This window comes from Niastella yeongjuensis, from assembly GCF_900110245.1.
Classification (GTDB): Bacteria; Bacteroidota; Bacteroidia; order Chitinophagales; family Chitinophagaceae; genus Niastella; species Niastella yeongjuensis.
Genome location: NZ_FOCZ01000008.1, coordinates 50,572 through 74,201, shown reverse-complemented (window position 1 = coordinate 74,201; position 23,630 = coordinate 50,572). Strand labels below are relative to the sequence as shown.

The 23,630-nt window shown below is 45.7% G+C and carries 18 protein-coding genes; 4 read left to right on the top strand and 14 right to left on the bottom strand.

Going from position 1 to position 23,630, the window contains the following annotated elements:
- Nucleotides 1–77: 77 nt before the first annotated feature.
- Genes BMX95_RS21585 through BMX95_RS21575 form a run of 3 tightly spaced genes read right to left on the bottom strand, consistent with a single transcriptional unit; the run spans nt 78 to nt 5,775 of the window.
- Entirely contained in the window at nt 78–3,863 is a 3,786-nt protein-coding gene (locus BMX95_RS21585; RefSeq protein WP_081200487.1) for a sensor histidine kinase, read from the bottom strand.
- Nucleotides 3,860–4,648, bottom strand: coding sequence for a nucleoside triphosphate pyrophosphohydrolase (gene mazG, locus BMX95_RS21580; protein ID WP_081200486.1), 789 nt, complete (start codon nt 4,646–4,648; stop codon nt 3,860–3,862). The genes BMX95_RS21585 and mazG overlap by 4 nt, the downstream gene beginning before the upstream one ends.
- Nucleotides 4,649–4,662: 14 nt before the next feature.
- On the bottom strand, nt 4,663–5,775 hold the full coding sequence (locus tag BMX95_RS21575) for a DUF3667 domain-containing protein (protein WP_081200485.1): 1,113 nt from the start codon (nt 5,773–5,775) through the stop codon (nt 4,663–4,665).
- A 121-nt stretch (nt 5,776–5,896) separates the two neighbouring features.
- Here BMX95_RS21575 and BMX95_RS21570 point away from each other — a divergent pair, with 121 nt between their 5' ends.
- Complete coding sequence (locus BMX95_RS21570; protein ID WP_133053910.1) at nt 5,897–6,721, top strand: hypothetical protein; 825 nt, start codon at nt 5,897–5,899, stop codon at nt 6,719–6,721.
- A 107-nt stretch (nt 6,722–6,828) separates the two neighbouring features.
- Here BMX95_RS21570 and BMX95_RS21565 read toward each other — a convergent pair whose 3' ends face one another.
- From BMX95_RS21565 to BMX95_RS21540, 6 genes are all read right to left on the bottom strand, one after another.
- The gene (locus BMX95_RS21565; protein WP_081200483.1) at nt 6,829–9,390 is read right to left on the bottom strand and encodes a sodium:solute symporter family protein; all 2,562 of its coding nucleotides are present in this window, start codon (nt 9,388–9,390) and stop codon (nt 6,829–6,831) included.
- Between the two features lie 118 nt (nt 9,391–9,508).
- Nucleotides 9,509–10,450 carry a dihydrodipicolinate synthase family protein gene (locus BMX95_RS21560; RefSeq protein WP_081200482.1) on the bottom strand — a complete coding sequence of 314 codons (942 nt, stop codon included), beginning with the start codon at nt 10,448–10,450 and terminating at the stop codon, nt 9,509–9,511.
- 11 nt (nt 10,451–10,461) lie between these two features.
- Nucleotides 10,462–11,634, bottom strand: a complete 1,173-nt coding sequence (locus BMX95_RS21555; protein WP_081200481.1) for a sialidase family protein — start codon at nt 11,632–11,634, stop codon at nt 10,462–10,464.
- Nucleotides 11,622–12,581 (bottom strand): dihydrodipicolinate synthase family protein, encoded by a 960-nt coding sequence (locus BMX95_RS21550; RefSeq protein WP_081200480.1) that lies wholly within the window; start codon nt 12,579–12,581, stop codon nt 11,622–11,624. Before BMX95_RS21550 ends, BMX95_RS21555 begins: the two co-directional genes overlap by 13 nt.
- Nucleotides 12,582–12,590: 9 nt before the next feature.
- Complete coding sequence (locus tag BMX95_RS21545) at nt 12,591–14,060, bottom strand: RagB/SusD family nutrient uptake outer membrane protein (RefSeq protein ID WP_081200479.1); 1,470 nt, start codon at nt 14,058–14,060, stop codon at nt 12,591–12,593.
- 34 nt (nt 14,061–14,094) lie between these two features.
- On the bottom strand, nt 14,095–17,427 hold the full coding sequence (locus tag BMX95_RS21540) for a SusC/RagA family TonB-linked outer membrane protein (protein ID WP_081200478.1): 3,333 nt from the start codon (nt 17,425–17,427) through the stop codon (nt 14,095–14,097).
- Between the two features lie 391 nt (nt 17,428–17,818).
- On the opposite strand from BMX95_RS21540, the gene BMX95_RS21535 reads away from it, so the two are divergent.
- The 3 genes from BMX95_RS21535 (at nt 17,819) to BMX95_RS21525 (ending at nt 19,871) form a co-directional block, all read left to right on the top strand.
- Entirely contained in the window at nt 17,819–18,514 is a 696-nt protein-coding gene (locus tag BMX95_RS21535) for a FadR/GntR family transcriptional regulator (RefSeq protein ID WP_081200477.1), read from the top strand.
- Between the two features lie 172 nt (nt 18,515–18,686).
- Nucleotides 18,687–19,274: a hypothetical protein gene (locus BMX95_RS21530; protein ID WP_133053909.1), complete on the top strand. Its 588-nt coding sequence runs from the start codon at nt 18,687–18,689 to the stop codon at nt 19,272–19,274.
- Between the two features lie 99 nt (nt 19,275–19,373).
- Nucleotides 19,374–19,871 carry a response regulator transcription factor gene (locus BMX95_RS21525; RefSeq protein WP_081200475.1) on the top strand — a complete coding sequence of 166 codons (498 nt, stop codon included), beginning with the start codon at nt 19,374–19,376 and terminating at the stop codon, nt 19,869–19,871.
- Nucleotides 19,872–19,923: 52 nt separating this feature from the next.
- Here the strand turns inward: BMX95_RS21525 and BMX95_RS21520 are convergent, their stop codons facing one another.
- The 5 genes from BMX95_RS21520 to BMX95_RS21500 form a co-directional block, all read right to left on the bottom strand.
- Nucleotides 19,924–20,601, bottom strand: coding sequence for an SRPBCC family protein (locus BMX95_RS21520; protein WP_081200474.1), 678 nt, complete (start codon nt 20,599–20,601; stop codon nt 19,924–19,926).
- A gap of 139 nt (nt 20,602–20,740) precedes the next feature.
- On the bottom strand, nt 20,741–21,655 hold the full coding sequence (moaCB, locus tag BMX95_RS21515) for a bifunctional molybdenum cofactor biosynthesis protein MoaC/MoaB (protein ID WP_081200473.1): 915 nt from the start codon (nt 21,653–21,655) through the stop codon (nt 20,741–20,743).
- 3 nt (nt 21,656–21,658) lie between these two features.
- Nucleotides 21,659–22,105, bottom strand: coding sequence for a molybdenum cofactor biosynthesis protein MoaE (locus BMX95_RS21510; protein ID WP_081200472.1), 447 nt, complete (start codon nt 22,103–22,105; stop codon nt 21,659–21,661).
- Between the two features lie 70 nt (nt 22,106–22,175).
- Nucleotides 22,176–22,409: a MoaD/ThiS family protein gene (locus BMX95_RS21505; protein ID WP_081200471.1), complete on the bottom strand. Its 234-nt coding sequence runs from the start codon at nt 22,407–22,409 to the stop codon at nt 22,176–22,178.
- Between the two features lie 27 nt (nt 22,410–22,436).
- The gene (locus BMX95_RS21500) at nt 22,437–23,621 is read right to left on the bottom strand and encodes a molybdopterin molybdotransferase MoeA (RefSeq protein ID WP_081200470.1); all 1,185 of its coding nucleotides are present in this window, start codon (nt 23,619–23,621) and stop codon (nt 22,437–22,439) included.
- Nucleotides 23,622–23,630: the final 9 nt, after the last annotated feature.

The following is a 23,630-nucleotide window of genomic DNA, read 5'->3' as shown; positions in this document are numbered from 1 at the left end:
GTTGAAAGTTTAAAGTTCAATACAAGGACCTTAAACTTTCAACTTCGAACTTTCAACTTTAAACTTAAAACTTTTTACTAGTTCGCTCTTAATAACGGGATCTTCACATAGAACGTAGTGCCTGCTCCTTCTTTGGTAACAAACCAGATCTCGCCTTTGGCCTGCTCCACAATCCCTTTACTCATGGCCAGGCCTAATCCCGTACCGGAAGTTTTGGTAGTGAAATTGGGTGTGAAGATGCGCGATTGCGTTTGTTCCGGAATGCCTTCGCCATTATCTGTTACGCTTACGGTAATGAATTCTCCGTTCAGGTGTTCATTCATTCTAATAACCCGGTGATCGCGGTTGGCGCACGCTTCCACTGCATTCTGCAGCAGGTTGGTGAACAGGCGATTCAACTGGGTGCGGTCGGCAAAGAGTAGCACCCGTTGTTCAACCGGTGACCATTTAAAATCGAGGTTACCACCGGTATTGTATAGAGAAGCCAATGACTGCAGCATTTCATGCAGGTCAAATACTTCATTCTTCGGGTTACCGATGTTCGCAAACTGCGAGAAGTCGGAAGCGATCTTCGACAGGTGATCGATTTGCTCCACCAGGGTTTTGGCTACGTTGGTAGTAAGCGCTTTTACATCTGTCTGATTATTGGCTATCGCTTTTTGTAAATATTGTATACTTAGCTTCATGGGCGTAAGCGGGTTCTTGATCTCATGCGCTACCTGCCGGGCCATTTGCCGCCAGGCGCCCTCGCGCTCACTTTTGGCTAATGCTTCGGCACTGTCTTCCAGTTTGGTCACCATCTTATTGTACTCCCGCACCAATACCCCTATTTCATCGTCGCGTTTCCATTCAATGGCTTCGTTCTCTTTACCCAGGTTCACTTCCCGCATCTTCTGACTGATGATGGTAAACGACTGGGTAATGCGGTTTGTGATCAACAGGGCAATACCACCCGCTATCAAAAAGATAAAAGCTATCAGGTTGATCACCGTTACCACGAAGTTGGAGATCTCCTGCTTCAACTCTGCCTGGCTACTGTATGATGGAATATTTAAAAAAGCTACTGCATGTCCCAACTCGTTTCGGATGGGTGAATAAATACTCAGGTAATCGAGCTTGCCCACCTGTTCGTTGGTTACGGTTTGGATCTGTTGCAAATGATACAAACGGTAATACGCCAGCGGGTTCATTTTGGTACTCAATACACCGCTGGAATAGATATTCATATCCTGGTTACTGGTAACCCGCAAACCACCAACGGTGTCGTACAGGTTCACATCCATGCCATGCACGTCTGAGATCTCCTGGATCAACCGCTCCATTCCTTCACTGAAAACCGGTTCATAAAAAATCGTGTCCCTGAGGTCCTGGGGGTGTTGTGAATTAATATGGGTTTGAACCTGGTTCACCATGATCTGCATGGCCCTGGTAAGGCGGTCCTGGTTATTTCGCTGGTACCGGTTTATAAAGAAAAGAATGGTAGCCACCCCAATTACACAAAACGACAGCAGACTCACCATCAGGATAGTACTGTGGATCTGCGACCGGATGCTCAACTGCAGGGTCTGGCGCAATGCCGACCAGTGGAACCGGCTTTTTATGATGAGTGAGCTGAACTGGTAAAAGGCCAGCAAAAACAAAAAGGTACTGAACAGATAAGCGAACAAGGTAATGGCCTCGATGAACGTATTGCTTTTACGGGCAATGATCACTACTTTATCTGACGAAGGCCGGTACCACAATTCTTCAAATGAATTATTGCGACGGCGTTCAAATTCACTCTGTGGTATAAGCGAGTTAGCCAAATGTGTAGGGAAGGCATAATCGTTGAAATTCAGGATCAGGTCACGATTGTTGTCGTAAATGGCGTAAGAATACACAGACGAATACTGCTCGGGCAGCAACGGGTTGTTTGACCGGAACAGCTCGGGTGTTAGCGCCTCATATTTATACCTGCGGGGATCGGCCAGCACAAACAGCGTTCCGAGCTTTGTAGTATCCCGGTAGGCATCACGCCGGTAGATATAACCAAATTTATCGAACGACTGTTCAAAATACCGCATGCCCGGGATAGCCGTTTTTTTACCCTGGATCTGAAAGATCGTATTCAGGGTATCGTACGAAGCCTGCTCATCGTTGAACAGCGGCGCATCGGTAGAGTCGAAAGTGAATAATCGCAGGTTATATTTGAAATTTACATCCCTGTTTTTATTGACGATGCTGTCTTTAAGAAATGCATTGGTTTGTGATTTTCGAAACCTGTCCATATTCTGCACCACGAAATTGCTATCGAGGTAAGTCAGCGAAAAGCTAAGGATGTGCTCACTCATGGGGTCTGATTGTAATGCCAGCTTTTCGGCAAAATGCCTGCGGTCTTCCAGTTCTATTTTTCCATTCTCAAAAATGATCACAGCCGACATGGAACCGGAGAATACAAACAACCAGAACAATACTTCCGACACATTCAGCCTGAAGTTCAACCCCGCAAAAATACGTTGCTGCATCAGCCACATAAACGCAAACAGCCAGGGCAACACATACAAACACAACTCTACAATGCTGTTGTTGCTGGTGAAGGTGAGGATCAGTAAGCCAATAGCACCCACAATGATGAACATAAAGTAATTGCGGTCGCCTACCATTTTCCCTGCCACCGTTAACAAGATCTGTGACATGAAAAAATAGCTGAGGGCCAGCGTTGCCAGTACTATAAAGCCAATAAAACTATAGGGCGTAGCTATTAAACTGAAGAAGTTGGTAACGTTAAAAGAGATCTTCGCATCCGACACCATGGTTTGCAAAATGGCGGCAAACATAAATGTCACAATTACCAGCGCACTTACCGAAGCTATTAATGCCGCCCAGTTTTTCCAGGGATCACGGTACGGGCGGATAGAGGAGATATTGATCCGCCGGTTTATAAAGGTGATCACCCAGCACAAGAGCAGGGCATTGATCAACAGATCGCCCAGTGAGCTTAGGATAAAGCTTGACCCATAAATAGCCGGATCGAATAACTCGAACTGTCGTAAAGCCAGAATATTGGGAAAGCCATACACGATCAACCGCATGGCCATTACCACGCCGGCGAGTAAGGAAATCCCATACCAGATGCCATAGGTACGGCTAACAATATCCGCCACCTGGTGCAGAAAGAGGAACAACAGGAAGAAGCCGAGTATGGTGGTTAAGATCACCCAGGTATTGTGCGGCTTACCAAACAGGGTATTCTGCTTCAGGTAGAACAGCACTTCTCCCGAAATGTTTTTTACCGGAAAATCGGTTACCGTATTGGAGATATCAACCTGCCGGGTAGCGCCCTTCAGGTCAACAAATTCTTTTTGCAGGTTCTCCGTTTCCACATTGTACTGCCATTTGCGCATTACTGGTATCAATGCTTCGGCAATAAGCCGGCGATCGTTTCGCAGATACAGAATGCGGGCAGTGTGTACATAGATCCCATTCGACAGCCGTTCTATCCGGCTGCTCATGCTGTCTTCCGATAAATGTTTTACCGGTTGTATCAGTTGTGTATTCCAGAAGAGCAATGCGGGCGGTACATCAAATTCGGTTTCATCATAAATGTATAAACCGTATCCCTTCTTGTTATCGAGCAGTTTTTGCAGCGTGGCTTCACTATACGTTTGATCTACCAGCGAGCCCATTAAAGCCGTGTCGGCTGCGAGCTTTTGAAAGTCCTGTTCCTTTTGCTGGATCCTGTTTTGAATTAACCGGGCAAAGTACCGGGGTGAAGTAACATCGGTCACATACCTGTTCAAAATATAGGCTAGTGTAAACAGGCCAATGGCAGCCAATAGTGTATAGGTATACCTGTTAAATAGTTTTTGCTGCAAATGATTCAAGTATCGGGGTTTTGTTTTTTGATCGTGTTCCAGATGGCATCCATTTCAGCCAGGGTCATATCAGCCAGGGGTTTGCCCTGTTGCAATGCCAGTTGTTCCATTTGGGTGAACCGCGAAATAAACTTTTTATTGGTTCTTTCCAATGCGTTCTCCGCATCTATCTGCAAAAATCGTGCATAATTGATGAGGGAAAAAAGCAGATCGCCAAACTCTTCTTCTATTTTATCGGGTTCATTGGCCGCGACTGCTTCGTGCAGTTCTTCGGTTTCTTCGGTTACTTTATCCCAAACCTGTTCCCGGTTATCCCATTCAAAACCTACCTGGCGGGCTTTTTCCTGCAAGCGGGTTGCCTTTACCACGGCAGGAAGCGAAACAGGCACACCGCTCAACACCGATTTCTTGCCTTCTTTTAATTTCAGCTTTTCCCAGTTCTGTTTTACTTCTTCCTCGTCTTTTACCTGTACATCGCCATAAATATGCGGATGGCGATGAATCAGTTTTTCGCAAACGCCATGGATGGCTTCTTCGAGGGTAAACTGTTGTTGCTCAGCACCAATCTTTGCATAGAAGATCAAATGCAGCATCAGGTCACCCATCTCTTCCTTAATACCTTTCCAGTCCTTATCGGTGATGGCATCGGCCAGTTCATACATTTCTTCAATAGTCAGGGGCCGCAGCGTTTGTATCGTTTGTTTTTTATCCCAGGGACATTTCTCCCGTAAATCGTCCATAATACCTACCAGGCGCATGAATGCATCCGCCACCGCTTGTTGTTGTTGTGCCATATATCACCAAATTGTTAAAATTTAAACACTGCAAATAAAAAGAAACCCGTGAACAGGATAATGATCGAACAGAAAGCTAAGGTATTCAGGATAAAAAACTTGAGCAGTGTTTTACCCGTGCCCTGCCCATAAAATTTTCGCATGGCTTTGTAGGCATACCATACTCCATATAATAATACAGCCGCCTCTATCCAGCCCATCCAACCCCAGTCCATTGATTCGTGTATCTGGTTCAATCCAAAGTACACCAACAGGTCAATGAAGGTAAAGATATACAGATATATCAAAAATATACCGTGTGTTACATACAGGAACTGTTTGCGGCGATAGTATAATAGTCTCAGGTAGAGGGCATACAACGGCAACGAAATGAACAACAGATAAGGAAAGGTATGAACGAATTTCTCCAGCAGATCGCGCCACATTGCTTTTTGATCGCCGTTGTACCGGGCGTTCAATTCAATTTCGCGGTGTTTGGCATGGCGTTCTATCCAATTATCCTTTTCGTTTTTCGGCAGCGCTTTCTGTATGGAATCATACTCCTTAATTGAAGCATATCGTTGATCGGGATTGGTCATGTTTACAATAAACCGCTCCTTCCTGAACTTTTTTGAATAGACGCGCGCAGTGTCTGATTTTTTTATTTCCGGTGTTCGCATATAGGGCCGGGCCAGATCAAGGGCCCGCTCCACCACGATAGAGTCTTCCCTGTCCTTTGCATTCACCAGGGCCCTGGCTTTAACAGAATCGGGTATCGATGCAATGATGTCGCTTTTTTTGTCCTTTTTCTCCCCTCCTTCTTCCCCATGAAAATGGAAAACTGAGTACAGACAGAGAAAGAATAATGCAGAAGAAAAAACATACATCCTGATGGGGTGCAGATATCGGGCCCGCCGGCCTTCAATATATTCCTTTGGTAAAAAGCCAGGGCGGGTGATCAGGTACCGGGTAGTACTAAAAAACTTACCGTCGAAATGGGTAATGTCGTAAAAAAAATGGCTTACAAGGCCCCAGACTGTCTCTTTTGGCTCAATATTTTCCTGTCCACACACATGACAAAATCTTCCATGCAGCGCAGCATTACAGTTTAGGCAAATTTTCTCGTGACGTTCTTTACTGTGTGACAAAGGTGGAAATTTTAACTAAAAATAAGGAAACAGGTTATTTTACAGAAAAATTCACTGTTCCGTTGTATTATTGGACGAAATTATTCGTTACTAAAGCGCAAAAAATTAAGCTGTTTATAATATGATCAGAATTTTGGGACTATCTCTTCTCATTAGTTTTATTGCTCATACCGCCTATAGTCAGCACTATTACAATGACCTGGTAATGACCAATGAAATTGTCAAAAAAAGAGCGGTATTCCAGGCCAATAAAGTAAAATCGGTAAAAATGACCAGTTTCGATGGCAATAATCAGCCCATTGAAGGTTTTGGCGGCACCCAGGCTATTTCAGCCAGCTCCATTACTACCGAAACTTCTACCAGCCTGAGTGGAAAAGACGAGATCACGCATTATTTTAATGAGAAAGGTCTGTTGACCCAAAGCATCGATACTACCGATGGCAATAAGGTGATCATTCAGTACGCTTACGATGCCAACAATCTTATTACAGGTATTACCAATATGTCGTTTTCCCCTGGCGGTTACTCCACCCGGGAACAACACCTGTATTTTTATAAAGATGGCAAACCCGAAAAGATGCTGAAAATAAAAAACAGCACAGATACTACGGTAGTTACCTTCAAACTCGATGAAAAAGACAATGTAGGGGAAGAAAGAAGCGTACACGGGGGCACTGAATTGCCTGTAGTGTATTACTACTACGACGATAAAAACCGGTTAACCGATGTAGTAAGATATAACAACCGCGCCAAAAGACTGATGCCTGATTACATTTTTGAATACAATGAAGCTGGCAACCTAAGCATGATGCTGGTAACTACTGCCGGCGGAGCCGATTATCAAAAATGGTATTACAGATACAATGATCAGGGGCTGAAACAAAGAGATGAGTGTTTTGCAAAGAACAAGATGATGATTGGGAAGATTGAGTACTCCTACCAATAGGCAAGAAAAAACATTTGAACGCAATAAAAATCCCCCGACGTACCGTCGGGGGATTTTTATTGCGTTACCTTCTGGCTGGCCCGCCGAAGCCTCCCATTGCCTATTGCCTATTGCCTATTGGTTTTCATGCTGGCAAGGTAGGCTACCAGCACACAGATCAGGACGGCGGCGGCGGGGTACAGGAAGAAGTTGATGATATTGGCTGCCTGAATAAAATATAAACAAACAGCGCTTACCACAAACCCAATAAAAATACCCTTGCTGGTAATGCGCGGGAAAAAGATCCCCGCTACAAACATCCCGGCCAGGCAACCACCAAACAGACCGATTATTTTAATGTACTGGTCCCAGATAGAAGCATTGCGCAGATACACCATATAAATAGCGATCAAACAACCCAGCGCTCCCAATAACACGGTTACCCAGCGGGCAAATACAAAACGTTGTTTGTCTGTACTGGCCGGTCTGGCACTTTGGTAAAAATCGGTGGTGATCACTGTAGCAATAGAGTTCATACTGCTGCTGATGGTTGACATGGTAGCGGCAAACAAACCGGCAATTACCAATCCCGCCAAACCCGATGGCAACTCGTTGCTTATATACCACGGAAACACATCATCGGTACGGCCATGCGGGTTCAATGCAGCAGGATGGTGCCGGTAATACACCCACAACGCCGTGCCCACGCTAAAGAAAATCAGCGAGGCCGGTATTACCAGTATTGCATTCGTATAAATAGATTTCTTAGCTTCTTTTTCGGTAGAAGTAGTAAGGTAACGCTGCACCACTACCTGGTCGCTCGAATAGGTAACCAATTGCGTTAGGAAACCGCCTACAAACACCACCCACAATACAGGTTCGGTGATCGTCCAGTCGGGAATGGCCAGCCGGAATTTATCGTGGCCCATGGCTTCGGTGAACAACTGGCCAAAACCACCATGTAACGAACCGGCAATAAAGAACAACGTAGCCAAAGCACCACCGAGCAACACCCCCACCTGCATCACTTCTGTCCAAACCACGGCTTCGATACCACCCGATACACTGTATGCTGTGGTTATTAAACTGGTGCCGACGATACAAATAAAGATATTGATGCCCGTAACAGCGCTTAACACCAATGCGGGCAAATAAATTACAATACCCAGCCGGCTTACCTGAAACAATACGAAGGTTAAACTGCCCAGCCATTTTACCTGCCGGTTGAACCGGATGTTCAGGTATTCGTATACACTGGTGAGTTTTAATTTGCGGAAGTATTGCAGATAGAAATATACTACTATGGGAGCCACTACCACAATCATTACATTGTTCAACAGGTACACCCAATCGGTGGCATAGGCTTTTGCCGGAATGGCAATAAAAGTAAGCGCACTCAGTTTGGAACCGAAGATGCTTAACCCTGCTGCCCACCAGGGAATTTTACCACCTCCCAAAAAGAAACCGCTGGTTGTACGTTGCATATTGCGCGATACAATAACACTGATACCGATCACCAGCAAAAAGTAAATGCCAACGATGGTCCAGTCGAGCAGGCGGAAACCACCGGGTGGCTGCACCGGGGTGGCCATTAATACCCGGTTGGTACGGGTGCCAGGCCGCACTTCACCACCTGGCAGCACCAGGTTACCATTCCAGACAACCGCTGTAGTGGTAACTGGCGCCCAGGTACTGTTAAGGGGATTCTGCTCAGCATCTGCTCTATGATCTGTAAAAACATTTCCTATGGTGCTCCAGGAGTCGGTTATAGAATTATACATCCACACTTCGTTTGAAAAGCCGGGATGTTTTTGTTGCAGTGTTGCGTTCCGATCAAAATATTGTCCGTTATCGCCACCAAACACCAGCAAATGGGTTTGCCCTGTAGTGAATGCCGGCGATGGCGCCGCGGCTACCGATTGCGGCAGATCGGTAATGCGACTCCAGCCCTTGCCGGGCATGTATTTGTAAGCATCTTTTAAAAAGGTACGATGCACCGTGCTATCACCTGGTTGTTTGTTAATGGCAGCACCGCTTAATATATAAAAAGCACCCTCTTGCGTAGCGGCTACGGCCAGCATTCTTCCCGGTCCGGGCCAGGGTGTTTCCACTTTCCAGGCGCGCCGGGCAGCAGGTTGCGCCAGGTCCAGCACCCAGAAATTTGTTGCGGCCTGGGCAGCATTGGGCCCTGAAGTTCCTCCCGCGATGTACAAGGTTGAACCTATTACAATTCCGCACGCATTGGCAATTGGTGCAGGCAGCGCAGGCAGATTCTCGGTTTCTATAACTCCATTTTTATAACGCAGCATAAACACTTCGTTATAATGCATGCTTGCATCGCTGCCACCGGCGACAATTACACCATCCTGCCAGGTTACCGAAACGCCATAAGCAAGCGGATGTGGTAACCTGCCTGCTTCTTTCCATTTACCATTAGGTTGTTCAAGTACAAAGACTTTATCGGACCAGGTTTTCGCAGCACCATTCCAGGGTGTGCCGCCAATGCCAAAATTAGATCCACCCGCTACCAGCAACGCCCCGTTCGATACACCGGCAAATGAACCGGCAAAACCTACCTGATCGGGAATTGCCGGTAGCTGTGTCCATTGGAGGTAGGGCTTGGGGATGTCATTCGCCTTGCTGTTGAGGGTAATGAAGAAGAGAAATATGTAGCAAAAATATTTTTTCATTTAGCATTCGTTATTGTGAGTTGTGAATAGTGAGTGGTGAGTAGGCTCGCTATTGTTCAGATGAATGATTAATCGCGAACTCACTCACCACTGACCACTCACAACTGACATATTCTACTTAAGAGGCAACAGCCTCCTTCGACTTGCTAACCCAGTTAAAAAAGCCAATAGCCTTTAAATCGGTTTCCAGTAATTTGTATTCATTTTCTTTAAATGGATTCAAGGGATAACGAACATTGCCACAATCCAGACCAATCAGTTTCATCATGGCTTTTTGTGCCCGCAGTCCGCCATGTTTTACGATCACACGTACCATTTCCACTGAAATATATTGCAATCGCTGGGCTTCTGACAAATTACCTTTTTTAAATTCTTCTATCAGGGCATTGTACAGGGGCGCTACAAAATTATACGTGCTGCCAATAAAACCTTTGGCGCCGGTTGCCAGGGCACCCAGCAACATTTCATCGGTGCCATATAAAATATCGTATTTGTTCTTGTCGAAGTTAACACAGGCCTGGTAGTCGTGGATCAGAGGCGCTGTATATTTAATACCAGCGAATGTAGGGATGGACTGTCCTGCTTTTTCGAGCAGCTTCACCATATCGAGACTGATCCCTGTTAATGCCGGAATATTGTAATAATATAGGGGTAAGGAGGGCGCCCCTTTTGCAATTTCCTGCAGGCACTGTACCAGCAGGTCAATGGAATCTACTTTGAAATAGGTAGAAGGCGTAGCGGAAATATAATCGGCGCCAATTTGCTGCGCATGAGCCGCCAGTTGCCGGGCTTCTGTGATACTGTTATGCCCCACATGCACAAAAACCAGTAATCTTTTATTTGCCGCTTTTACAAATGCGGCTGCCAGTTCTTTTCTTTCCTCTGTAGTCAGGGACGGGCCTTCACCAGTGCTGCCACAAACAAACATGCCCTTTACCTTATTTTCGATCAACAGGTTCACTACATCGGGCACTTTACTAAAATTGATGGTTCCATCTGGGTTCATTGGTGTAAAGGGTGCAGATATCAGTCCGCTAAGATGACTCATGTGTGTGCTCATTAGTTTTTATTTTACTTATTCAACAGTTCTTTGGCGATCAGTTTTTGAAAAATGATTGTTTCATAGGGATTCTTATTCCCCGCTTCGTATAAACAGTTTATTGTTCCATTGGGTAACAGGGTCATACAGGAGTAAGCCGAGGGACCTGTATATAGGGTACGGATAACCGGCCAGGTTTGTCCTTCATCATAACTTGCCCTGACGGTCATGTTCATTCGTTTGGCAGATGCCGGGTTCAGGAACAGCATGATACTTTTTGTTTTTTTATTAGGCCATGCATACCGGAATATACTTGCCTGGCAAACCGGTTCCACCAGTGCAGGCACATCAACCGGGGCCGTCCAGGTAATGCCGCCATCATAACTGAGGGCCTGTGCGCGGCAGTTGCGCTGGAAGTACGAGCGCATGTTCATCAGTAAAGTACCATTGCCATCTGCCACTTCTATTACCTGGCATTCATTCATCTTAGGAGTTATACTGCCGCCCAGCTTCCAGGTAGTACCATGGTCGTCACTATAAATACTATGTGAACCCATGGACGCATGGCCTGCTGCAGGAATGGTGGTTGAATCGTCGTAACTGAAATCACACGGTATTACCAGCCGGCCTTTGTGCGGGCCCTGTTTTATTTGTATGCCTATACCCGGACCAGTAGCATACCACCCCCACTCTTTCTTTTTGGTGGTAGCGGTAATATCTTCGGGTTCAGACCAGGTCAATCCATCGTCGTTGCTTCTGGTGATCCATACCGTGCGGGTACTGCGACTTAATTTCTTTATTATATCGCCTTCTTTATCATCGCCCAGGTTATGTGTGCTCAATAAACAAATGGTACCGGTTGTTTCATCTACTACCGGACAGGGATTGCCACATGTATTGGTGCTATCGTTCCAGATAACCTGTTGTTGGCTCCAGGTACGACCGCCATCGGTAGAGCGCTTTAATAACAGATCGATGTCACCGGCATCGGCCGCATTGTTCTTCCGGCCTTCGCAAAAAGCCAACAGCGTGCCTTTGGTAGTAGTGACTATAGCTGGGATGCGATAACTTTTATATCCATTTGTGCCAGACACAAACAGCGACAGGGTATCGGGTTTTGTTTCCGTCTGGCCACAAACGGAATTGGGTAACCATATAAGCGTAACCAAAACAAGGAGGCAGCAATAATTTATTATTTGTTGCATAGTGTGTTTTCATTATTCAAAGCAAAGAACTCCGACATCATCTCGTAAGCGATGGGGCGTAGTTTATTAACCTCGCCTTCATCGATGCCATTGTAGGGCCAGCGTAAACGCGTGCCCACATTTGCCCAGCCGCCAATGGCGGCCAGCAGTTTATCTGCAGCCTGATTGCTGTAACCACGGGTACTGATCAATGGCTGAATATACTGGCTCATAAAAAGCTGAATGCCTTTTTCTATCTGCAATGCCTGCGGCAGATCGGTTAACATCAGGTTGTACCATTGTTGTGCAGCTGCCGGGTGTATGCAGGCCACATTTGAATATGCACCATGTGCGCCTAAACTTACTCCGGTGGCCAGATGATGTCCGGGAACAAACAAGGATAGTTCCGGTGCCCATTTTTTCATGGCGGCATACCATTGTGCATCGCCCCCTACTGTTTTACAACCAGCCAGGTTAATACCGGCTTCTTTCAACTGAAAGAATTCCTCCGGGCTCAACCGCTTTTTTGCATGGGGCGGATTGTACAGTACCAATGGCACCGGCGCTGCTGCTTCGGTTAGTACCCGCAGGTAGTTGATCACTTCCGGCATGGAAGGGGCCGACCAATCGGGCAGTATAACCTGAATAGCGCCTGGCTGCAAGGCCGCGGCCCGTTTCACCCGCTCACGCGCCATTACCGGACTGGTGTGGCAGGCACCAATTTGAAACGGCATACCGGCTGCATTGCATTTGTGGGCCAGTAACCGGCTGATGGTATCGAACTCTTCTTCCGTCTGGTTATAAAACTCACCGGCTGTTCCGTTTGAATAAATCCCATTCACCTGCATGGTGATCAATGTATCGATCTCTGCTGACAGGTGCTGGTAATTGATGCTGTCATCGTTATTAATGGGTATTAATAAGGTGGCCCAATTGCCCCTGATGACTGCTGCGTTTAATGGTTCCATTTCTTTTAATTAATATCCATCTGTTTGTCTTAACTGACCATTATTAGCCAGTACATTGGCGGCCAGTGGCCAGAACAAAGGCGTTGTTTTTCCAACCAGGTTGGGTACATAGGTATATACATCGATGGTACCACCTTTGTGAAAACGAACCAGGTCGAACCAGCGCTTGTTCTCGAAGAAAAACTCACGGCCACGCTCATTCAGGATCTCTTTTTCCACGCTTAATTTATCGGTACCACCGGTATAGTCACCAATGCCGGCGCGGTTACGGGTCTTATTCAGGTACTCGATCGCTTTTGTGGTATTGCTGATACCGGCATAGGCTTCGGCTTCCATCAAATAGATCTCAGCCAGGCGGTAAACGATCACATCATTATCAGATACGCGGTCATCGAAATATTTGTTACCGGGCAGTTTGGTGATCCAGGAGATCTTTAAGGTAGTTCCCTGGCGCTCGGTGATCCAGGTGTATGGAATGCGTTTGTCACCACTGGCAAACAGCGCTTTTGATTTAGGGCTGATCTGGTAAGCACCCTGCCCGTTGGTAGTAGTGACGCAAAACGGAATGCTGTCGATATTGGAAGCGCCTGTAATACCGGTTTGATAAGGCAGGGCATTGAGGCCATAGTTAGCGAAACTTTCATCGCGGTTGAAATAAGCAGACAGCAGCACTTCTGAATTGGCGCGTGTGGTTGTTATCTGGCCAAAATCATTACGCAGGGTAAGACCTGCTTTCTCCACTTCTGCCAATGCAGTGATGGCGTCATTGAAATCGGCCGATCCGCCTTCCAGTACTTTGGCACTCCATAATTTGGCATCGGCTTTTAATGCCTGCGCGGCCGGATAAGAGAACCGGTATTTACTGGTAATCGTTTTGTCGGGGAATTGCGAAATAGCCTGGTCCAGATCGGCAATGATCTGTGTCATTACTTCTTTTGCCGGTGAACGGGGTAACTGGGGCACATTTTCACTGCTGATACTTTCCAGCATCAACGGGGCATCGCCAATGATGCGGATGAGGCTGAAATAAAAATAAGCGCGCAAACAACAGGCTTCTGCTACCACTCGTTTTTTGGTAGCCTCATTGGTAAACTTGAAATTTTCGATCTTTGACAACAGTAAATTACAGTTGCCAATGGCTTTGTACCAGGTAGCGTAATCGAATGCACCTGTTGTTGGCGTGATGTTCTGCGTCCATGCCTGTGAAAACCGGGCGTTTAGCGCAGATACCAGCTCTTCACTGCGTTCGGTACCGTAGGTAATGTTATTGGCTATACCAGTGATGTTTTGAGGGCCGGTTCTGGCCGATCCCCGAATAAACATATAGATCCCCGTAACATACGGTTCAAAATCATTTTCACTTTGAAAGTAGTCCGCTTCAGTAATAACTGATTCTGATTTAGATTCGAGCAATTTATCACAGCTGGTTGTCAACAACAACAGGGAGCAGCCTATAATGGTCAGCAATAATTTGTTCATATTTTGTAATTACAATCGTTATCAATAGGTTGTACTAAAACCGTGCAGTGGCGCCGAGTGAAAACTGACGTGGACGCGGGTAACCGATCGCATCGAACCCACTGTATGTTTCCGGATTTACCCCTTTGTATTTGGTGAGATAACCTATATTATAAATGCTGCCGAAAACATTTATCCCACTGAGGCGCGTTTTCTTCACCAGCTCTTTTGGAAATTCGTAACCCAGGTATATTTCACGGAAGGCCAGGAAGTCGCCTTTTTCGAACATGGTGCTTACATCAACGCCGTAGGAGTTATTGGTACCCACCGAGGTAACCTGACGGATGTAATTGCGTTGTCCAAAATCGTAATCAGCAAAAGAAAAGCGGGCGTATTTCTTGCCTACATCACCTGATTGTTTCCAGATGTCATTGCCCAGCGCCTCAGCGGGAGCACCTTCATTGTATGCCCGGCCCTGACCTAACGAACGGGCCAAAGCGCCATTGCTTATCACATGCCCCAGTGCATAATCCATGGCAAAACGTAAAGTGAGGCTTTTGTAAGTGAAGGTATTTTGCATACCGCCAATCTTGTCGGGTGCCCGGTAGCCCATGAATACCATGTCGCGGGTGTCGATGACGTTATCACCATTGAGATCAGCCCAAATGTAATCACCGGCATGTTTGCCAGTTTTTTGGCCATCAGGAGAAGCCATCATATCTTTTTTACCCCAGGCAGCTGCTTCTGCGTCCGTTGAAAAAACGCCATCTACCTTGAATGCATACAGGCTGTACGGCCGCTCCCCTTCGGCAATACCGCCTACTTCAATTTCACCTTTTGATGCAGGATCATAAATGGTACCACCATTCTGGCGGTTTTTAGCCCGTCCATTGTTTGGCAGATCAACTACTATTGTTCTATTAAATGCAAAGGAGAAATTGGTTTTCCAGGTGAATGCCTGATATTTTAAAACAGTGGCTGATAACTCTACTTCTACCCCCCTGTTTCGCAATGTTCCGTTGTTGTATTTTATAGCAGTAAAGGGCCCTTCATAAGGCAGCGGTTTTGAGGCAAGCCTGTTTTTGGTCAACTTGTTATAATAATCTACCGTCAGCATGATCCTGTTTTGCAGGAAACCGGCATCAATAGCCAGGTCAGTGGTTTGGGTTGTTTCCCACACCAGCATGGGGTTGGCGAGGTTATCGCGTACTATACCGGAACTTTGGCCATAAGTAGTGCCTAAATAGCTGCCATAGGTGTCCGTTACATCGAGGTCGTTTAAACCGGCGCCGCCCCAACTCGCCCTCAGCTTTAATGCGCTTACATATTTACTGTTCCAGAAGGATTCATTATGCACGTTCCAGCCTGCTGATAAAGAAGGAAACATTGCATATTTTTTGCCGGGGGCAAAATAGGAGAAGCCATCGTAACGAAGTGAGCCGCCTAAAAGATACCTGTTATCATAGTCATAACTGAACTGACCAAAGTAACTGGCCGAACGTTGATCCAGTATACTGGTTCTCAGATCAGTTACGTTTGTTACGGTTTGCCCGTTTATGCTGGTAGTGGTCGGTTCTTCTATGGTATATACATAATCGTTGGTGGCCCGTTGCGACCCTATCCTTACCGTATCGCGTCGTACACGGGTATAGTTGAATCCCGCCAGTACACTCAGGTTATGATTGCCGAAGGAATGATCGTATTGTAAGATCTGGTCAACCATCAGCTGACGCATATTAGCAGTGTTCTCATATTTCTGCCGGGTGGTTGACAGCTGCACCGAACCGGGATATGCTTTTCTGAATAAACTATACCGGTAGTCTTCCAATACATAAGAGACAGCCGGTCTGTAGTGCAAACCTTTTGCAATGGTAATATCACTGGCCAACCGGGAGATGATGCGTTCTGTATTTACCCGGGTATCGTCGTATTTGAGGGTGTGAAAACGGTTGCGGGTAGTGGTTACTTCACCAAACGTGGGCGTACCATCATCCCGGAAGGTGCGGATCAGGGGGGTGATACGCGTAGCCCGCACCAGGTCGTTGGTATAAGACTCTACATAATTGGGAACCACGTTCTGGTAATTCATGGAAGCCTCCAGTTTAAAATTTTTGGAGACTTTGAAACCAAAATTTCCCAGGACATTGTACCGTTTGTAATTGGTACCCACAAAAATACCACCCTGGTTTATATAGCCCAGTGATACGTTATAATTGGCACTCTCAGTGCCACCATTCACACTGGCATTATAGTTATCGGTCTGGCCGGTATTCCACAGCATATCCTGATAATTATTGTCGGCATACAATAACCGGGTACCAGGGTTAATAGGATCATCCATTACCTGCCAGCCCTTGCTCAACAGATTGTCTACATAATCCTGTCCTTCCACAGCAACAATATTATCGTATAAAGCGGTTAAGTTGATGGAATTACTATATTCCCCTTTTGCAGTAAAAACCTTTGTACCGGCCGAGAAATTACCATTGTTCAGCAGGGCGTCTTTTGGCAACGCATCGAATGTGTTTTTAACGGTGGTACGGGCCAGGGTGAGGTAATCTTTGGCGCTTAAATAGTCATAATCGCGCATCATGGTTTCCCAGTTGTGGCGATAGTTAAAGGTGACAACCGGCTTTGAGCCAAACTTGCCCGATCTTGTTTTTATGACAATTACGCCATTTGCGCCACGGGCGCCATAGGCGGCAGTGGAAGCGGCATCTTTCATTACCTGGAAAGTTTCAATATCATCGGGATTGATATCGCTCATTGAGCGGAACACGCCGTCGATCACTACCAATGGATCTGATACATCGACATTGCTGTTGGCACTACCACCACTGGATCCCACGCCCGTGCCATAGGAATTTAGTTTGGTACCACCACGGATGAGGATGTTATTGGCGCCTGAACCGGGTTGCCCGTTCACAATAGGCACAGACACCCCGGCCAGTTTTCCCTGAAGGGCCTGTACGGGGTTTGGATTAGGGGTATTGACCATTTCTTCAGCCGCCAGTTTAGATACCGCAGCGGCTGTTTTGTTCCTTGTTTGCGTCATGTAACCAACCACCACTACATCACTGAGGGAGGTAGCCCCGGCATCCAGGGAAGTATTCACAACCGTTTGGCCGTTTATGGCCACTTCTTTCGGCTGCGTACCTATATAGGAGAATACCAGGGTGTCCTTCAATGAATTTACCCTGATCTCGAAATGACCATTGTTATCGGTAACAACAGCCCGGTTAGATCCTTTTACAGTAACAGTAACGTTTGATAATTTTTCGGCGGAGACAGTTTTGACAGTTCCCGACACCAGGGGATTCGACTGCCCAAATACAGTGGCACTAATCATTAACCAGCAACCAATAAGTAACCAGGTAATCTTTTTCATAAATGGCTTGACGTTAGTTTTGCAATTCAATACGTAGATATGTTCTACATATAACAAATATAGAACTATTACTATTTAAACCAAATAAATTTGGGCTACAAATTGGCCACGATAACTTTGTGGCCTGTTTTCTGCATATAGCAGGGGCCTGGAACAGGGAGATTCCTTCCCATGCGATTAAGGTTTAACGTGCATCATTTCAATATCTTATACAACCAACATCACTTCGAACCACTTAAGGATATTTAACCCGTCAGGCAGCTTAACAGGCTGTATGGCCATCCCTATACGCAATCGATTGTGTAAATGGGGGTAACCGGTTTTAATATTAAATAACCAATCCACCATTAAGTATTACATATTCCGCTAATTTTTTATTATTTTTGAACATATGAGCATTGAAAAAGACCTGTTTAAACTCAAACCTATCGCTTATACCACGATGGCCGACCAGGTGGAGAACCACCTCCGCGAGTACATCATTAAACGCTCCATTAAACCGGGCGACCCCATTCCGAAAGAAACGGAAATAGCCCAGGCACTGGGTGTAAGCAGAAACGTTGTGCGGGAAGCGCTTAGCCGTCTGCGCATGCTTGGCATGATTGAATCTCGTAAGAAAAGAGGTATGATACTTACCCAGCCCGATGTAATGAAAGGGTTGGAACTGATCATACACCCCACTATATTGGATGAACATGTGCGCAAACAGTTATTCGAACTGCGGTTAGTGCTGGAAGTTGGGTTGGGTGATCTGTTGTTTCGCCGCAAAACGGAGGAGCAACTGAAAAGACTGGACGTCATTGTTGAACGCGAACAAAAAGCCACTACCCAAATTGAACGCATTCGTTGCGAAGTTGATTTTCATTCCACACTGTATGATATGGCCGGTAATGAAACATTGAAACGTTTTCAGGACATCCTGATGCCGGTATTTGAATACGTAGTGGAATATGAATCAAAGCTCGATCATACTTCCGTTGGTTCGGTAACCCATGGCGACCTGGTTAAAATATTATATGATAACAATGCAGAAGCATATCCCAATGCTATGCGGAAACACCTGATGCCGCACTTATCGCATCTGTAAGAATTTTAAAATTTGAATACAACGCGTAACATATATGGTGTTACGCGTTTTTTTTGTGCCTTTCATTAACATCAGTTATTGCCCCGTTAATCGCACCTTTCTACAGCAAACCTCTCCCATTACTGCCGTCTTATATTCGCTAAATAACAACATTGACGCTAAAAAATTTTGTATGAAAAACGTAATTATTGTCGGCAGCCTGCTGGTATTTACCGCTACAGGCGCATTTGCACAGGATGAATATGTATATAATCAACCTGCCGGGTTTATTCTACATAAAACAAGCAAAGCGCAACGTGAAGAAAACAGGTTGATCAAAAGAGAGAAAATGCTCACTACGCCCAACTATATGACTGTACAGCAGTTTATGGTCGATTTTCCCAAAGCTGAAAATATAAGCTGGAAGCGCGGCACCTTTGAAGAGGCTTCCTTTACATTGAATGGAAAAGAGATGAATGCCTTTTATGATGAAAAGAATGCCCTCATTGGCACTACTTCGGCCGCCAGCTACAATGATCTTCCTGTAGGTGTCCAAAAAGACATTGAAAAACATTTCAAAGGGTATACACCCCAACAAGTGATCCTGTTCGACGATAATGAATTCAATGATACCGATATGGAATTATATGGCAATGCATTTGAAGATGAAGACAATTACTTTGTAGAAATGACCAACAATAATAAAACTATTGTATTGCAGGTTAACATGGAAGGATTAGTTACCTTTTTTCAGGACATCTCTTATAGTAATGTTAAATAACCCCTATTACTACAGGTTTCCGGCATGGCCGTGAAACCTGTTTTTAAAAAATTTGTTAGTAAACACAATTAATGTTCGAAAAAGTCATTAATACTCTTTATGAAACCTGTTACTATATTACTGGCAGAGGATGACCTGGTGTTGGGCCTTTTTGTAAAACGGGTGTTACAGACGGCTGGTTACCGCGTGTGGTATTGTATGAATACGTCGGAAGCATGGCAATATTACGCTGATAAAAACCCCGACCTGGTATTACTTGATAATAACAGATCAGCCGATTCGAATCTTTTACTGGCGGGCAAAATACGGGAGGTGAATAAACTGATCCCTATTCTGTTCTTATCTGGTAAAACATATGAGGAAGAAGTATATGAGAACATCTGGCCGCAACAGGAACAGTCAACGGCTACCGGGGCACTGAGTGAAAAGAAGCTGTTGGAAAACCTGCACAACATGCTGCCGGTTGCAGCACCACCTGAAGTAATTGCACCGGTATTTGATGTGAATGAGATGACCTTATGTGGTCCTGAAGATATATTGGTACTTACGTCCTTTTTTGAAGATTCGGTACATCTTAAACAATACGTACCTAATTAAGGGGAAAATGTGAAAATAGAACAGCCGTTCCATTTTCACATTTTAATTTCGTTTATCGGGGGATCAGAATCGTTTCGTGGGTTTCTACAAAGTCCTTGAACCCTTTTATTTCTTCTTCTATCAGTCGTTTGGTTACCGGGGTAAATAACCGGGCTATCTGTTCGCCTGCTCTTCCTAACGGCGCATGATACGTGAAAACTACATCGACAGTAGTACCTCGTCCACCCAGCGAGTCACGAAAACCTATTTTACCTGCATTATCTATTGATGAACCGGGGAGGCTTTGCCAGGCGATCATTTCACCATAGCGTTCTTTCACGATCTCTGCATGCCATTGCATGGTCCCTATTTTACCCGGAAGCACCATCGTCCAGTTCGAATACAATTCATCCTGCTCATCTACCTGTTGCAGGTGTTTCATGAACAAAGGCAGGTTGCTCAGGTTTCTCCACATGGCAAATACTTCCTCCCGGGGTTTATTAATGACCATCGACACCCTGATATTGAGTGTACGGCCAGCGGCCACTTTTTCAAAAGAACGGTACATTTCACCCATGGTACGCCTTCCGGCCACTCCTTTAAACGTGAGGTAACAGCCAACGGCAGCTTTTAAAAATCGTCTGGAAGAATTTTTGTTCAATGCACTGCCTATTAACATGATTCCTCCTACAACGGATGCCAGCCTCTGGCCGGAGGCTGCGCTCATTAATTTATCACGGTTGCTGTGCATAACTTAAGGTTTTAAAGTGGATAGTATTGAAGAATTGCATTAAGCATCAAAATACTGTACCACGTATGCAACCGTGTTAACCGTTACCAATATTACATAGAGGGTAAAAGTGTAGCTTTTTTTCTACAACAGTGTCAACTTATCCATCGTGTCTCATGCCTTCTGCAACACGAAAAATATGGAAGATATATGGGAACAGGGCATCCATGCTTTCTTCAGTTCCCTTGGTAGAACCGGGCAGCGTAATCACCAATGTGTTCTGAATAAACCCGGCCACACCACGCGATAACATGGCGTAGGGCGTGCGTTGTTGTCCATATTGACGGGCAGCTTCCATAATACCGGGAATGGGACGATCGAGCAAGGGAGTAATGGCTTCGGGTGTTACATCGCGTGGAGAAAGTCCTGTGCCGCCGGTAAACAGCACCAGGTTATATCCTTCACCTACCAGCTGTTTTACTTTCGCCTGAATAACAGCCGCTTCATCGGGAATGATCATGTAAATACCGGCATTGAGATTAAACTGTTTTAATTTTTGCAGGATCACTTTTCCGGCGCGGTCTTCTTTAGCACCGGCTGCAATGCTGTCGCTGCAAACGACCACTGCACAACGCAGGTCTTTGGAATAATTATCTTTGAAATCCGATTTGCCGCCTTTTTTATTTTCAAGCCTGATGGTGCTGATCTCAATTCCTTTATCCAGGGGTTTCAGCATATCGTACATGGTAAGCGCTGTTATGGAGGCGCCATGCATGGCTTCCACTTCTACCCCGGTTTTATAAATGGTATGCACCTCTACGGTTACAATGATGTTCAGGCCGTCAATGGCATGGCTTATTGCGGCAAACTCCACAGGCAGCGGGTGACAATCGGGAATAACATCACTTGTTTTTTTTATCGCCAGCAAACCGGCAGCGCGACTGAATTCAAATACATCGCCCTTGGGCACTTTGCGTTGCTGAATGGCATCGATGGTTTCCTGTTTGGATACTTTTACTATTGCTGTTGCAGTTGCCTGTCGTAAACTGGAGACTTTATTGGTAATATTGTTCATGTGCTATCTATTCTCTTTCCATTGATAAGATTCATTCTCAAAGATCTCCTTCCCCCAAATTGGCAATTCTGCTTTTATTCTTTCCACCGTTTCGGTACAGGCATCGATCGCTTCCCTGCGATGGGCTGAAGAGGTAAACACAAACAAACAGATCTCACCGGCTGCAATTTTACCCAAACTATGGTGCACATGCATACAAACGAGCGGATATTTGGCAAAGATTGCTTCGCGGATCTGATGCATTTTTTCCAGGGCCATTTCTTCATAAGCCGTATATTCTATCGCCGCTACTTTATTACCATCGATCACATCGGCCCGTACCTGCCCCAGGAAAATACTATGCCCTCCAATATTTGTTTTTGTATCGTGCTTTTGAATGCTATCGGCAATAAAGGAAGCCGATATCGGTCCCGTAGTAAAGATATTCCTGATCTTATGTTCGGTAGCCATACTTGAAAGTTTAATTCGTGAAATTCGAAAACCCTTCTTTGCCCTCTGCCTTTTGCCCTCTGCCCTTCTATCATCCTCCCGCAAACGGTGGCAACAAAGCAACCGCATTTCCCCCGGTTAACGTTGTATTCCCGGTTACGATCTTCTTATCAACCGCAATGATATAAGGTGCATTTACCAGTGCCGGGTAGCGTTGATTCAATCGCCTGATCAACGTGTTGGTATCAGGCGCATCTTCCATCGTTACTGGCTGATGTCCCAGAATATCTGTTAGCTGTCCAAACACAATAACCTGAACCGGCATAAAAATAATTTATAGTACAAATTTACTTTACTCTGGTAATAAATGAACGACTACCAATTCTCCTTCAGGGAATTCCATTTTTTCCTCAGGCAAACACACCAGGCAATTGGCCATGGCAAAAGATCGCAGGCGATACGATTCCTGTGAATCCAACGGTACTACGGTTTGTCCATCGTAATAACCTTTTAAGAAAAAAGTAAGCAGTGCATTTTTGGAATAGGTCTTTGATAACGGTACCTGTATGGTTTTCAAAACAGGCGGTATTTGCATCAACTCCTCCAGGGCGGTTATTACATACTCATAAAAACAGGTAAGCACCGAAGAGGGATTACCCGGCAAACCAAACACCCATTTGTTTCCTTTTCTGCCTACAAACAAAGGTTTACCCGGTCGTTGTTTTAATTTATGGAACAGGGTGGTTACGCCACAGGCGGCAGCGGCTTCTGGCACAAAATCATAATTGCCTACGCTTACCCCACCGGTTAATAACACCACATCGCTGTTGTCCAATGCATATTGCAAGGTATCCTTTACTACCTGTGGATCATCCTTGGCTTCAAATAACGGCACCTCTTCTATTTGCAATGACTGCAAGGCGGCACGCAATTGAAAGGAATTACATTCGTATACCTGTCCATACTGCAGGGTTTTACCTGGTTGCTGCAATTCATTGCCGGTAACAATTATACTCATTACCGGGGTTGGGTAAACGGTTACTTCCGCCACACCGGTGGTGGCCAGAAAACCCACAGCCGCCGGCGTTAGTTTTTGTCCTTTCGGTAAAACCAGTTCGCCGGCTTTTATTTCGGAACCTTTTATTCTAACATTATTCCCTGCTTTCAACTGATCGTCGAGAATATACAGTTGATTATTGTTCACCTGCACTTTTTCCTGCATCACCACGGTATCGGCACCGGTGGGTGTTGGCGCCCCGGTAAAAATGCGCATGGCCTGGTTGGGCTGCAACAGCGACAACTCCGGCGCACCGGCAGGCACTTCACCATGGATCGTCAGCGTTGTGTGCAATTCAAAACCGGCAAACGACAGGGCATAGCCGTCCATGGCCGATTGATCAAAAGCCGGAATATCGGTGACGGCAAAAACATCGGCTGCCAGTACCCGGCCCGCGGCTTGTTGTAATGGAATGGTAACGGGCGTCAATGGCGTGGCATTGGCGCGGATCATATTTTTTGCTTCTGTTACAGAAATCATGTTGGTGAT